8 protein-coding genes and 1 pseudogene are annotated in these 12,899 nt (G+C 69.1%); 7 read left to right on the forward strand and 2 right to left on the reverse strand.

The annotated features are described in order from the left end of the window. The 5 genes and pseudogenes from HPO96_RS07785 to HPO96_RS07805 form a co-directional block, all read left to right on the forward strand. Window positions 1-256, forward strand: a pseudogene (locus HPO96_RS07785) (sugar ABC transporter substrate-binding protein); the annotation flags it as partial. Window positions 257-267: 11 nt separating this feature from the next. Then, a complete protein-coding gene (locus tag HPO96_RS07790; protein ID WP_171672474.1) occupies window positions 268-1,431 on the forward strand; it encodes a Gfo/Idh/MocA family protein in 1,164 nt (387 codons plus the stop codon). After that, window positions 1,428-2,570 carry a xylose isomerase gene (gene xylA, locus HPO96_RS07795; protein WP_171672476.1) on the forward strand — a complete coding sequence of 381 codons (1,143 nt, stop codon included), beginning with the start codon at window positions 1,428-1,430 and terminating at the stop codon, window positions 2,568-2,570. The genes HPO96_RS07790 and xylA overlap by 4 nt, the downstream gene beginning before the upstream one ends. Window positions 2,571-2,657: 87 nt before the next feature. Beyond that, the gene (locus HPO96_RS07800; RefSeq protein WP_171672477.1) at window positions 2,658-8,039 is read left to right on the forward strand and encodes a ThuA domain-containing protein; all 5,382 of its coding nucleotides are present in this window, start codon (window positions 2,658-2,660) and stop codon (window positions 8,037-8,039) included. 237 nt (window positions 8,040-8,276) lie between these two features. Beyond that, window positions 8,277-9,278, forward strand: a complete 1,002-nt coding sequence (locus tag HPO96_RS07805) for a sugar phosphate isomerase/epimerase family protein (protein WP_171672479.1) — start codon at window positions 8,277-8,279, stop codon at window positions 9,276-9,278. Between the two features lie 80 nt (window positions 9,279-9,358). Here the strand turns inward: HPO96_RS07805 and HPO96_RS07810 are convergent, their stop codons facing one another. Continuing rightward, window positions 9,359-10,426, reverse strand: a complete 1,068-nt coding sequence (locus tag HPO96_RS07810; RefSeq protein ID WP_171672480.1) for an epoxide hydrolase family protein — start codon at window positions 10,424-10,426, stop codon at window positions 9,359-9,361. 46 nt (window positions 10,427-10,472) lie between these two features. After that, window positions 10,473-10,901, reverse strand: coding sequence for a DUF6326 family protein (locus tag HPO96_RS07815; protein ID WP_171672482.1), 429 nt, complete (start codon window positions 10,899-10,901; stop codon window positions 10,473-10,475). 163 nt (window positions 10,902-11,064) lie between these two features. Here HPO96_RS07815 and HPO96_RS07820 point away from each other — a divergent pair, with 163 nt between their 5' ends. Beyond that, the gene (locus HPO96_RS07820; protein ID WP_171672483.1) at window positions 11,065-12,204 is read left to right on the forward strand and encodes a histidine kinase; all 1,140 of its coding nucleotides are present in this window, start codon (window positions 11,065-11,067) and stop codon (window positions 12,202-12,204) included. Next, the gene (locus tag HPO96_RS07825; protein WP_171672485.1) at window positions 12,201-12,857 is read left to right on the forward strand and encodes a response regulator; all 657 of its coding nucleotides are present in this window, start codon (window positions 12,201-12,203) and stop codon (window positions 12,855-12,857) included. Before HPO96_RS07820 ends, HPO96_RS07825 begins: the two co-directional genes overlap by 4 nt. The last annotated feature ends 42 nt before the right edge of the window (window positions 12,858-12,899 follow it).

A 12,899-nucleotide genomic window follows, 5' to 3' on the forward strand; every position in this document is an offset into this window, starting at 1 on the left:
CTTCTTTGTGGTCGGCGGCGCGGGGTCGGCGAATGTGATGCGTGAGATCAAGGCCGACAACACGCTGATCAAGGCGACCGTCATCTACCCGTCGACCCAGGGTGCGGACGGCGTCCGGCTGGCTCGGTTGTTGGTGCAGAAGAAGGCCCTGACCGACCTGGTGGAGGTCGAGGTCCCGCGCACCGTCCAGCTGTACGCGCCGGTCGTCACCAAGGAGAACGTCGACCAGTACCTCCCGACCGCCTTCGAGAGCTGAGTAGGAGCAGAATGACGAACCTGGGCATCGGCCTGATCGGCTACGCGTTCATGGGCGCGGCTCATTCGCAGGCCTGGCGGAGCGCGCCGCGCTTCTTCGACCTGCCGCTGGACCCGGCGATGACCGTGCTCTGCGGCCGGAACGCCGACGCGGTCCAGGCCGCGGCCGGCAAGCTCGGCTGGCAGGAGACCGAGACCGACTGGCGCAAGTTGCTGACCCGGGACGACGTCCAGGTGATCGACATCTGTACGCCGGGGGACAGTCACGCCGAGATCGCGATCGCCGCCCTCCAGGCGGGTAAGCACGTGCTCTGCGAGAAGCCCCTGGCGAACACGGTCGCCGAGGCCGAGGCGATGACCGCCGCGGCCGAGGCGGCCCGGGCCAACGGCGTCCGCTCGATGGTCGGGTTCACCTACCGCCGGGTGCCCGCGATCGGGCTGGCCCGCCAGCTCGTTGCCGAAGGCAAACTCGGCACCATCCGGCACGTCCGCGCGCAGTACCTGCAGGACTGGATCGCCGACCCGGAGGCGCCGCTGTCGTGGCGGCTCGACAAGGAGAAGGCCGGCTCGGGTGCGCTCGGCGACATCGGGGCGCACATCATCGACCTGACGCAGTACATCACCGGTGACGCGATCACCGAGGTGAGCGGGCAGCTCGAGACGTTCGTCAAGGAGCGCCCGGTCGCCGCCGAGCACTCCGGCCTGGCCGGTACGGCGGGCGCCGAGCGCGGGCCGGTGACCGTGGACGACGCGGCGGTGTTCCTGGCCAGGTTCGCCTCCGGCGCACTCGGCGTCTACGAGGCGACCCGGTTCGCCACCGGCCGGAAGAACGCGATCCGGATCGAGATCAACGGCAGTGCGGGCAGCCTGGCCTTCGACTTCGAGGACATGAACCTCCTGCACTACTACGACGCCACCGAGGACGCGCGGACGGCCGGCTTCCGGCGGATCCTCGCGACCGAGGCGGCGCACCCCTACGTCGAGGCGTGGTGGCCGCCCGGCCACCTCCTCGGATACGAGCACGGATTCACCCACCAAGTCGTCGACCTGGTCACCGCGATCGCCGACGGCGCCGACCCGGCGCCGTCCTTCGCGGACGGCCTGCGGGTCCAGCGCGTGCTGGCCGCGGTCGAGGCCAGTTCGGCGTCCCGACAATGGCAGGAGATCCCTGAATGAACGCATATACCCCGAGCCGGGACGACAAGTTCTCCTTCGGTCTGTGGACCGTTGGCTGGGAAGGCGTCGACGTCTTCGGCACGGCGGTCCGCCCCGCGATGGACCCGGTGCACGCGGTCGAGAAACTCGCCGAGCTCGGCGCGGCCGCGATTTCGTTCCACGACGACGACCTCGTCCCCGACGACAGCACCCGGACGCAGACGCTGGAACGCTTCACCAAGGCGCTGGCCGATACCGGCATCGTGGTCGAGATGGCCACCACCAACCTGTTCAGCCATCCGGTCTTCAAGGACGGCGGCCTGACCGCGAACGATCGACAGGTCCGCCGGTACGCGCTGGCCAAGGTGCTGCGCAACCTCGACCTCGCGGCCGAACTCGGCGCTTCGACGTACGTGCTGTGGGGCGGCCGCGAGGGCGCGGAGTCCGGCGGCTCGAAAGACGTCCGCGCCGCGCTGGACCGCTACAAGGAGTCGATGGACCTCCTCTGCGCGTACGTCCGCGAGCAGGGCTACAACATCCGGTTCGCGATCGAGCCGAAACCGAACGAGCCGCGCGGCGACATCCTGCTGCCGTCGATCGGGCACGCGATCGCGTTCATCAACGACCTTGCCGACCCCGAGCTGGTCGGGATCAACCCCGAGGTCGGGCACGAGCAGATGGCCGGCCTGAACTACGCGCACGGAATCGCCCAGGCGCTCTGGCACGGCAAGCTCTACCACATCGACCTCAACGGGCAGCACGGTCCGCGGTTCGACCAGGACCTGCGCTTCGGCGCCGGCAACCTGCGTGAGGCGTTCTGGACGGTCGACACCCTGAGCGGATACGACGGCTACATCCACTTCGACTACAAACCGCCGCGGACCGAGGACGAGGAAGGCGTCTGGGAGACCGCGCGGGGCTGTATGCGCAACTACCTGATCCTGCGGGAGAAGGCAGCCGCGTTCCGCGCCGATCCGGAGGTGGCCGAAGCCCTGGCCGCGGCGCGTGTTGCGGAGTTGTCCGAACCCACCCTGGCCGAGGGTGAGAGTCTGGCCGACCTCCGAGCCCAAACCTACGACCCGGACGCGCTGGCCGAGCGCGGACTCGGGTTCGAGAAGCTGGACCAGCTGGCGATGGAGCACCTGCTCGGCGTTCGCTGATCCACCCGCAGTACCTACGTCCCGCGCCGGGCAGAGCACGGGAATTCGTTGGAGCGCGCACCTTATCCGACCCATGAGGAGCTCCGCATGACCCAGCTACGCAGGCACGGCACGTTCGCGTGTGCGCTCGTGCTCGCCCTGGTTGCGGCCTTGCTGGCGCCGTTGCCTGCCCGGGCTCACCCCGGGCACGGCGACGAGACCTTCAATGCCCTGATCTTCAGCAAGACGGCCGGTTTCCGGCACGATTCGATCCCCGCCGGTATCCAGGCGATCAAGGACCTTGCGGCCGGCAACAACTTCACCGTGACCGCGACCGAGGACGCGTCGCTGTTCAACGACACCGAGCTGGCCAAGTACGAGGTGGTCATCTGGCTGTCCACGACCGGCGACGTCCTGAACGCCGACCAGCAGGCCGCCTTCGAGCGCTACATCCGGGGCGGCGGCGGGTACGCCGGTATCCACGCGGCGTCGGACACGGAGTACGACTGGCCGTGGTACGGCAAGCTCGTCGGCAGCTACTTCGACAGCCACCCGCCCGGTACGCCGAACGCGACGGTCAAGGTGGAGGACCACGCGCACCCGTCGACGGCCGAGGCGCCGACGACCTGGCCGCGGACCGACGAGTGGTACAACTACAAGACCAACCCGCGCGGCAGCGTGCACGTCCTGGCCTCGCTCGACGAGTCGACGTACACCGGCGGCAACATGGGCGTCGAGCACCCGATCACCTGGTGCCAGGACTACGACGGCGGTCGCGCCTGGTACACCGGTATGGGGCACACGATCCAGTCGTACGCCGAGCCGGAGTTCCAGAAGCTGTTGCTCGGCGGTATCAAGACGGCCGCGGGTGTGCTGCCGGCCGACTGCGGCGCGTCGCTCAGCGACAGCTACCAGAAGGTCACGCTCGACGACAACACGTCGAACCCGATGGAGCTCACCGTCGCCTCCGACGGCCGGGTCTTCTACATCGACCGCAACGGCGCCGTGAAGATCGTCAAGACCGACGGCTCCGTCGTCACCGCCGGCACGCTGAGCGTCTACACCGGGCAGGAGTTCGGTCTGCTCGGTATCGCGCTCGACCCGGCGTTCGACACGAACGGCTTCCTGTATCTGTACTACTCGCCGAGCGGCTCCGATCCGCACGACAAGGTCTCGCGTTTCAAGGTGACTGGTGACACTTTGGAGCTCGCCAGCGAGAAACAGGTACTACGGATCGACACCCAGCGCGATCAGTGCTGTCACGCGGGCGGAGCGCTCGAGTTCGACAACAACGGCAACCTGTTCATCGCCACCGGCGACAACCGGAACCCGTTCGACTCCGACGGTTACTCGCCGATCGACGAGCGCTCGGGCCGTTCCGCCTGGGACTCGCAGGGCAGCTCGGCCAACAGCAACACGCTGAACGGCAAGGTGCTCCGGATCCACCCCGAGGCCGACGGCAGCTACACGATCCCGGCCGGCAACATGTTCCCGCCCGGGACGGCCAAGACCAAACCCGAGATCTACGCGATGGGCTTCCGGAACCCGTTCCGGATCGGTATCGACCCGACCACCAACCACCTGTTCGTCGCGGACTACGGCCCGGACGCCGGCCAGGTGTCGCCGACCCGCGGCCCGGACGGCCGGGTCGAGTGGGACATCCTCGACCGACCGGGTTTCTACGGCTGGCCGTACTGCGTCGGCGCGAACACGCCGTACAACGACTACGACTTCGCCACCGGGACGGCGGGCTCGACGTTCAACTGCAACGCACCGGTCAACAACTCGCCGAACAACACCGGGATCAACCAGTTGCCGGCGGCCATCCCGGCGTCGCTGTGGATGGGTAAGACGACGAGCGGCGTACCGGAGATCGGCGGCAGCGGTGCGCCGATGACCAGCGGCGCGTACAAGTTCGACCCGGACAGCACGTCGGACCGCAAGTGGCCGGCGTACTTCGACGGCAAGGCCGTGTTCGCCGACTGGAACGACAGCCGGCTGTTCTCGGTGCAGCTGAACGACGCCCGGACCGGGGTGTCCGATGTGTCCCGGATGCTGCAGAAGCTGAACTTCATCCGCCCGCACGCGTTGCAGTTCGGCAAGGACGGCGCGCTGTACGTGATCGAGTGGGGGAGCGGTTTCGGCGGTAACAACGCCGACTCCGGGATCTACCGCATCGACTACGTCCAGGGCAACCGGGCGCCGCTGGCGCAGTTCAGCACGGACAAGACGTCCGGGCCGACGCCGCTGGTCGTCGCCTTCGACTCGACCGGGTCGCGCGACCCCGACGGGCAGCCGATCACCTTGGCCTGGGACTTCGACGGCAACGGGACGACGGACAGCACCGAGCCGAAACCGTCGTACACCTACAACACCCCGGGGATCTTCACGGCGCGGTTGACCGTGACGGACACCGACGGCCGGACGGCGGTCTCGAACCAGACGATCACGGCCGGCAACACCGCGCCGTCGATCACCGTCGAAGCCCCGCCGGACGGCGGATTCTTCGACTTCGGCGACACGGTCCGCTACAAGGTGACGGTCACCGATCCCGAGGACGGGACGGTCAACTGCAACGACGTCATCACCAAACCCGCGCTCGGTCACGACGAGCACGCGCACGACTACGAGGAATACCGCGGTTGTGAGGCGGTCATCCCGGTGAACGGCGACCAGGGGCACGTCGGCGCGAACATCTTCGGGCTGATCAAGGTCAAGTACACCGACAAGGGCGCACCGGGGACAGGCGCGATCACGACCGAGAAGATCGTCCAGCTGCAGCCGAAGCTGCGCGAGGCGGAGTACTACAGCGAGACCGGCGGCTCCGGACCGACGCCCGGCGTCCAGGTCGAGGACACCGGCGACACCGCCGGCGGCGGCAAGAACATCGGCTACATCGAGGACGGCGACTGGTGGAGCTGGAAGCCGACCAACCTGAAGAACATCGGTCAGATCCAGCTCCGGGCGGCATCGCCCGAGGCCGGCGCGACCGTGCAGGTTCGGCAGGGTTCGCCGACCGACGGGCCGATCGTCGCCACCATCCAGGTGCCGGCGACCGGAGCCTGGCAGACGTACGGCGACTTCACCGGCTCGGTGAGCGGGGCGTCGCTGGACAGCGGTCCGCTGTACTTCGTGAAGACGACCGGGCAGCTGAACGTCAACTGGGTCAAGTTCATCGGTAAGGGTGTCACGGAGAACGAGCGTCCGGCCGTCACCGTGCAGGCGTCGACGACCCAGGGCAAGGCGCCGCTGAAGGTCGACTTCACGGCGACCGCGACCGACCCCGAAGGCGATCTGCCGCTGTCCTACACCTGGAGCTTCGGCGACGGCGGGACGGCGACCGGCGCCGCGGTGGGCCACACCTTCACGACCGCCGGTACGCACACGGCGGTCGTCACGGTGAAGGACGCTCGTGGCGCGGCCGGTACGGCGAAGGTGACCATCACGGTGGACACGCCGTCGCTGCCGACCTGCCTGACCGGCCGGTCCGACGGGTTCGACGGTACGGCGCTGAACACCTCACGGTGGTCGGAAGTTGTCCGGGGCAACCAAGAGCTGTCGGTTGCCGATGGCGCCTTGAAGCTGCCGCTGACCGCAACCGACATCTACGGCACCGGCAACACCGGTACGCCGAACCTCGTGCTGCAGCCGTTGCCGGCGGGCCCGTGGCAGGCGACGACCAAGCTGACGTTGCCGGCCCGGCTGGCCTACCAGCAGGCAGGTCTGCTGCTGTACGGCGATGACGACAACTACGCGAAGATGGTGATCCAGGGCCGGTCGACCGGCGCCGCGTCGGCGAACGACCGGATCTTCCAGTTCATTCGCGAGGAGGGCGGCGTACCGAACGAGGTCGCCGGGTCGAACACGGCCAACCTGGGCGCGGCGTACCCGGACACGGTGTGGGTGCGGTTCACGTCCGACGGCGCCAACCTGAAGGCGGCGTACAGCTCGGACGGCGCGACCTTCACCGAGATGCCGGAGACCAAGCAGCTGGCCGGTATCACCAACCCGCGGATCGGGCTCTTCGGGCTCGCGAACCGGGCCGAGGCGCTGCCGATCACGGCGTCGTTCGACTACTTCCAGCTGACGCCGGACGACACGGCCGAGCAGCCCGCTCCGGACGACGAGTTCACCGGGACGACGCTCGACGCGTGCCGCTGGTCGTCGGTGGTCCGGCCGGACGCTTCGGCGTACCGGGTGGCCGGCGGGAAGCTGGAGATCGACACCAGCAAGGGCGACATCTACCAGGGGACGGCGACCAACCCGACCAACCTGACCCTGCAGCCCGCGCCGGACGGCGACTGGACGATCGAGACGAAGGTCGACGCGTCGACCTTCGACGAGGCGTTCCAGCAGGCCGGTCTGATGGTCTACAAGGACGACGCGAACTACGTGAAACTCGACTACCTGACGACCAACCCCTCGGGGTCACCGGTTGCCCGGGGCATCGAATTGCGGAGTGAGATCAACAACGTCCTGCAGGACCCGCAGCCTGGCGCCGGGGCGACACAGGGGGTTTGGTGGTTCCGGCTGGCCAAGGTGGGCACTTCGTTCACCGGTTCGTACAGCTCGGACGGCCTGACCTGGACGGCGATGCAGTCGGTCAGCAACAGCGCGCTGGCGACCGGGGCGTCGTTCGGGGTCTACGCGTTCGGTGTGGACCAGGTGGCGTCGAAGACGGCGAAGTTCGAGTACTTCAAGCTGGTGCGGGACACGACGGCGCCGACGGTGGCGCTGTCGCTGAACCCGTCGACGCCGAGCGGTCTGGCCGGTTGGTGGACCGACGAGGTGATCGCCACTGCTCTGGGCACCGATGACCAGGGTGGTCAGGTGTACCTGGAGCAGAAGCTGGGTGACGGTAGCTGGTCCGAGTACACGGCGCCGGTGAAGTTCACGGCGGACGGGACGCACACGCTGCAGGTCCGGGCGTCGGATACGGCCGGGAACGTGTCGGAGCCTTCGTCGGTGACGGTGAAGCTCGACAAGACGAAGCCGACCGCGACGGTCAGCGGCTTGGCGTCGGGCGGTTCGCTCGGGGTCGCGTCGACGGCCACGGTGAGTGCGAAGGCTGCGGATGCGCTCTCCGGGCCGGCGGGCGTGACGCTGGCGATCGACGGCAAGCCGGTTCCGGCCGGTGGCAAGCTCGACGGCGCCGTGCTCGGGCTCGGCGCGCACAAGCTGACCGCCACCGCATCGGATGCGGCGGGCAACAAGTCGGTGACCACGGTGCCGTTCACCGTCGTCACGTCGTACCCGGAGGCGGTGAAGCTCGTGGAGCGCTTCCGCGTCGCCGGGAAGGTTCCGTTGGCGACGGCAACGGTGATGAAGGTGCAGCTCGGGCTGGCCGAACGCGCCGTGGTCCGGAAGCAGCCCTTGGTCGCCCGGGTCGCCATGGATCTGTACCTCGCCCAGGCCAAGACGGTGCGCGACGTGCCGACCCGCACGCTGCTCACCGCCGTCGGCCAGGACCTTCGGAGCAAGATCCGCTGACTGTCCTGCCCCGGCCAGGCTCGCTCTGGCCGGGGCGGGACCCGAGACGCCGGTCGTGGGGGAGAGCTGACGCAGTTGCTCCGGCCCCGGGTGGTTCGGCCCCACCCGGGAACGGGGTAGAGCGCTCTCCGACGACCGGCAGGGGACCTCACGGTTCCCGTCCCCGGCGGCGCGCCTCGCGCTCCGGCGCCCGCCGGGGACACCCCTGATCCGCTGTTCAGAACCGAGGAGTTGGACATGGCACGACCGATCACCCTGTTCACCGGCCAGTGGGCCGACCTGCCGTTCGAGGAGGTGGCTCGGCTGGCGTCGTCCTGGGGGTACGACGGCCTCGAGATCGCCTGCTGGGGTGACCACCTCGACGTCCGCCGGGCCGCCGAGGACCCGGCGTACGTGCGGGACCGGCTGGACATCCTGGAGAAGCACAACCTGAAGGTCTGGACGATCTCCAACCACCTGCTCGGCCAGGCGATCTGCGACGACCCGATCGACGAGCGGCACCAGGGCATCCTGCCCGCGCACATCTGGGGTGACGGCGATGCCGAGGGCGTGCGGCAGCGGGCGGCCGCGGAGATGGCGACCACCGCGCGGGCCGCGCAGGCGCTCGGCGTCGACACCGTGGTCGGGTTCACCGGATCGTCGATCTGGAAGACGGTCGCGATGTTCCCGCCGGTGCCGCCGGCGATGATCGAGGCCGGGTACCGCGATTTCGCCGACCGGTGGAACCCGATCCTGGACGTCTTCGACGAGGTCGGCGTCCGGTTCGCGCACGAGGTGCACCCGTCCGAGATCGCCTACGACTACTGGTCGACGACCGCCACCCTGGAGGCGATCGGGCACCGCCCGGCCTTCGGCCTGAACTGGGACCCCTCGCACTTCGTCTGGCAGGATCTCGACCCGGCCGGCTTCCTCTGGGACTTCAGGGACCGGATCTACCACGTCGACTGCAAGGACGCGAAGCGCCAGGTCGGCAACGGCCGCAACGGCCGGATGGGCTCCCACCTCGCCTGGGGCGACCCGCGCCGCGGCTGGGACTTCGTCTCCACCGGCCACGGCGACGTCCCCTGGGAAGCCTGCTTCCGGATGCTCAACACCATCGGCTACACCGGCCCGATCTCGGTCGAGTGGGAGGACGCCGGCATGGACCGCCTGGTCGGCGCCGCCGAAGCCCTCCAGTTCGTCCGCACCCTCGCCTTCGACCCGCCCACCGCCTCCTTCGACGCCGCCTTCTCCTCCTGACCCGAACCGATCCAGGAACCGTCCTTCCGGATCGCCGCGAGAACGGGCCGGGGAGCGCTCTCTCCGGTCCGTTCCGGCGCTCAGTGCTTGAAGAACAGCTGGAGGTCGGCGGCGACCAGGTCGGGGACTTCGAGGGCGGCGAAGTGGCCGCCGCGGTCGAATTCGGTGAAGTGGACGACGTCGAACTCGCGCTGGACGAGGCGGCGGACGGTGCTGTCGCCGGGGAGGGCGACCAGGCCGGTGCGGAGCGGGACGTAGGTGTGTTCGTCGTCCCAGGACAAGGTCGCTTCGCGGTAGATGCGGCCGGCTGATCCGGCGGTTCCGGTGAACCAGCTCAGGGCGACCGAGTCCAGGATCAGGTCGTTGCTGATGGCACCTACCCGGTCGCCGTAGTCGTCGTACCATTCGAGGAACCAGGCGAGCTGGCCGACGGGGGAGTCGTCGAGGGCGTAGGCCAGGGTCTGCGGGCGGGTGCCCTGGATGGTGGCGTAGCCCGACCGCTCGGTCTGCCAGACCTCCAGCCCTTTCAACCGCTCCTGCTCGGCCTCGGTCAGTTCTTCGTCGCCGGGAAACGACAGGTAGCCCTCAAGATGCAGTCCGGTCAAGCGCTGCGGTACCGTCCGCCCGAGCTCGGCCGCGACGATCGAGCCCCAGTCGTATCCGTGGACGCCGAACTCGGTGTACCCGAGCCGGTCCAGCAAGGTCACCAGGGCCCGCGCGATCCGCTCGGATCCCCACCCGGCCGCCGAGGTCGGGCCGGACAGCCCGAACCCGGGCAGGGTCGGCACCACCAGCGCGAAGTCGTTCCGCAGCAGCTCGACCACTTCGAGATAGTCGGCCCCCGAGCCCGGCCACCCGTGCAGCAGCATCACCACCGGCCGTCCCGGGTTCGCCAGATGGAGGTAATGCACCCGCTGCCCGTCGATCTCGTCCAGGAACTGCGGCAGCTGGTTGATCCGCTGCTCGAACCGCCGCCAGTCGTACGCCGTCCGCCAGTACTCGGCCAGCTCGCGCAGCCGGCCGAGCTCGACGCCGTACGACCACCCGACGCCCTCCAGCTGTCCTGGCCATCGGGTGGTCTCCAGCCGCCGGCGCAGCTCGTCCAACTCGCCTTGCGGGATCTCAACTCGGAACGCGCTCTCTGTCATGTTCCCGACCGTAGAAGCGGTAGCGGACAGCAGCCGTCCGCTACCGCTACGCTCCGCGGGGCCAGGTCCAGGCGGACCGCAGGATCAGGGCGAGCAACCCCAGTTCCAGCACGACGCCGAGACCGTAGAACAACAGCCAGGACTCACCCAGCACATTGAAGGCCGTGACGGGGACGTAGAGCGCGGGGACGACGAGGTTCGCGATCCGGGCCGCCCGGGCGGGCAGCGTCGTCGACAGCGCGATCATCAGGATCGGGACGGACATCAGGATCAGCGCCGCGGTCGAGAAGGTCTGGGAGAGGCTGAACTCGAAGACCTTGCCGGCGAGGATCTCCTCGATGACGCCGGGGGTGAAGAAGTTGAGGATGTCCACGTAGGCGTAGAGGAACATGAGGCTCGCCCACGCGGCGGCGAGCTTGACGCGCACCGGGATCGGCTGGTCGACCAGCGCGGCGGTGAGTCGTGGTGTTGTCATTCTGGGCTCCCTGTGTCGGGGGTGAATCGGTGTCACCACGATCGTTGAGCGCCTGCGGCTGCCACCTCCGTCCGGAGGCCCGACGTCGCCTGGCCGATGGCACGACCGCGCTCTAGTCCTTTCGGTCGGTACGCCGGGGGACGCCGAGCCCTACCCTGGAGCCGTGGACACTGTCCGGCGCTCCATCTGGCACGAGCCGCGGCCTGTTGGCGCCTTACCCATCGGCCGGCTCGACTGGCTGTTGGCGGGCGTGTTCGCGGCCGCCGCAGTGGTCGAGGGCATCGTTCGGCCGGGCCTGGTCTGGCGACCCCTGGTGACACTGCTCGCCCTGGGTCTGGTGCCCGCCCTGCTCTGGCGGCGGACGCGCCCCTTGAGCGCCGCGCTGATTGGATGGGGCGTTGTCAGCCTGCTCTCCGTCCTTCAGCTGACCACGGACGCCGGCGACCTCGGCCTGTACTCGATGATGGCGGTCCTGATCCTGCTCTACTCGCTGATGCGGTGGGGCTCGGGGCGAGAGATGGTCCTGGGGACGGCGTTCGTGACAGCCGTCGTCGCGCTGGGTATGTACGTCGCTGCCGCGGGCTGGGCCGACGTCTTCGGCGGGAGCGTTCTCCTGCTGCTCTTCGTCGCCCTCGCGGCCGTCTTCCGTTATCGCGCTGACCTTTGGCACCGTCAAAAGCGCGAGATCCGTAATGAGGAGCGGGTGGCGCTGGCACGCGAGCTGCACGACACCGTGGCCCACCACGTCTCGGCCATCGCGGTGCAGGCGCAGGCCGGTGGCGTGGTCGCCGGCCTGCAGCCCGAGAAGGCCGCTGAGGTTCTGGCTGCGATCGAGTCCGAAGCGTCCCGGACTTTGGCGGAGATGAGATCGATGGTCCGAGTGCTGCGAGACGAGGAGACCGTCGCCTATGCGCCGCAGCTAGGTGTCGCGGACCTGCCTGCGCTCGCACGCGCCGACACGACGCCTGTCGTCGAGGTCTCACTCGACGGCGCGCTGACCGGGCTGCCGCCGTCCGTGGACACCGCGCTCTACCGGCTCGCGCAGGAGTCGCTGACCAACGCCGTCCGGCACGCCCGGAGCGCGACCCGCGTCGGGATCGACGTCCGCCGGGAGGGCGCCGCCGTCAGACTACGGGTCAGCGACGACGGACAGACGGATGCTGGATCGACGCCGGAGCCCGGGTACGGCTTGCAGGGTATGGCTGAACGCGCTCAGCTGCTCGGGGGAGCGCTCTCTGCCGGCCCGGCGCCCGCAGGCGGCTGGGTGGTCGAGGCTGTCCTGCCGGTGGAGGCGCGGGCATGAGTATCCGCGTCGTCGTGGCCGACGACCAGGACCTGGTCCGGACCGGGCTGGTGATGATCCTCGGCGTCCAGCCCGATATCGAGGTCGTGGGGGAGGCGGCGAACGGGCTCGACGCGCTCGAAATGGCGAGCCGGCTGCGTCCCGATGTCCTCCTCGTCGACATCCGGATGCCCGGGCTCGACGGGATCGAGGTGACTCGCCGTTTGGCGGGGGAGGGCGTTGCCGACCCGATGGCGGTCGTCGTGATCACCACCTTCGACCTCGACGAGTACGTCCTCGGCGCCCTCCGCGCCGGTGCCCGGGGCTTCTTACTCAAGGACGCCGGGCCGGAGCTGCTCGTGCAGGCCATCCACGCGGCGGCCAACGGGGATGCGCTGATCGCCCCCAACATCACCCGGCGATTGCTGGCCACCTTCGCCGGCCAGGCGCCGGCCGTACCGGTCCAGCCGATCGATCCGCTGACCGAGCGCGAAGAGGAGGTGCTCGCGCTGGTCGCGCGCGGCCGTACCAACGCCGAGATCGGCGCCGAGCTCTTCGTCGGGATGAGCACGGTCAAGACCCATGTCGCCTCGTTGCTGACCAAGCTCGGCGCCCGCAACCGCGTCGAGATCGCGATGTGGGCCTACGACACCAAACGCGCGCGAGCCGAATAGCGGCCGGCCCCGCACACCGACGTGTTGCGGTACGGCTCGCCC

The sequence above is a fragment of the Kribbella sandramycini genome (assembly GCF_013131805.1).
Taxonomy (GTDB): Bacteria; Actinomycetota; Actinomycetes; order Propionibacteriales; family Kribbellaceae; genus Kribbella; species Kribbella sandramycini.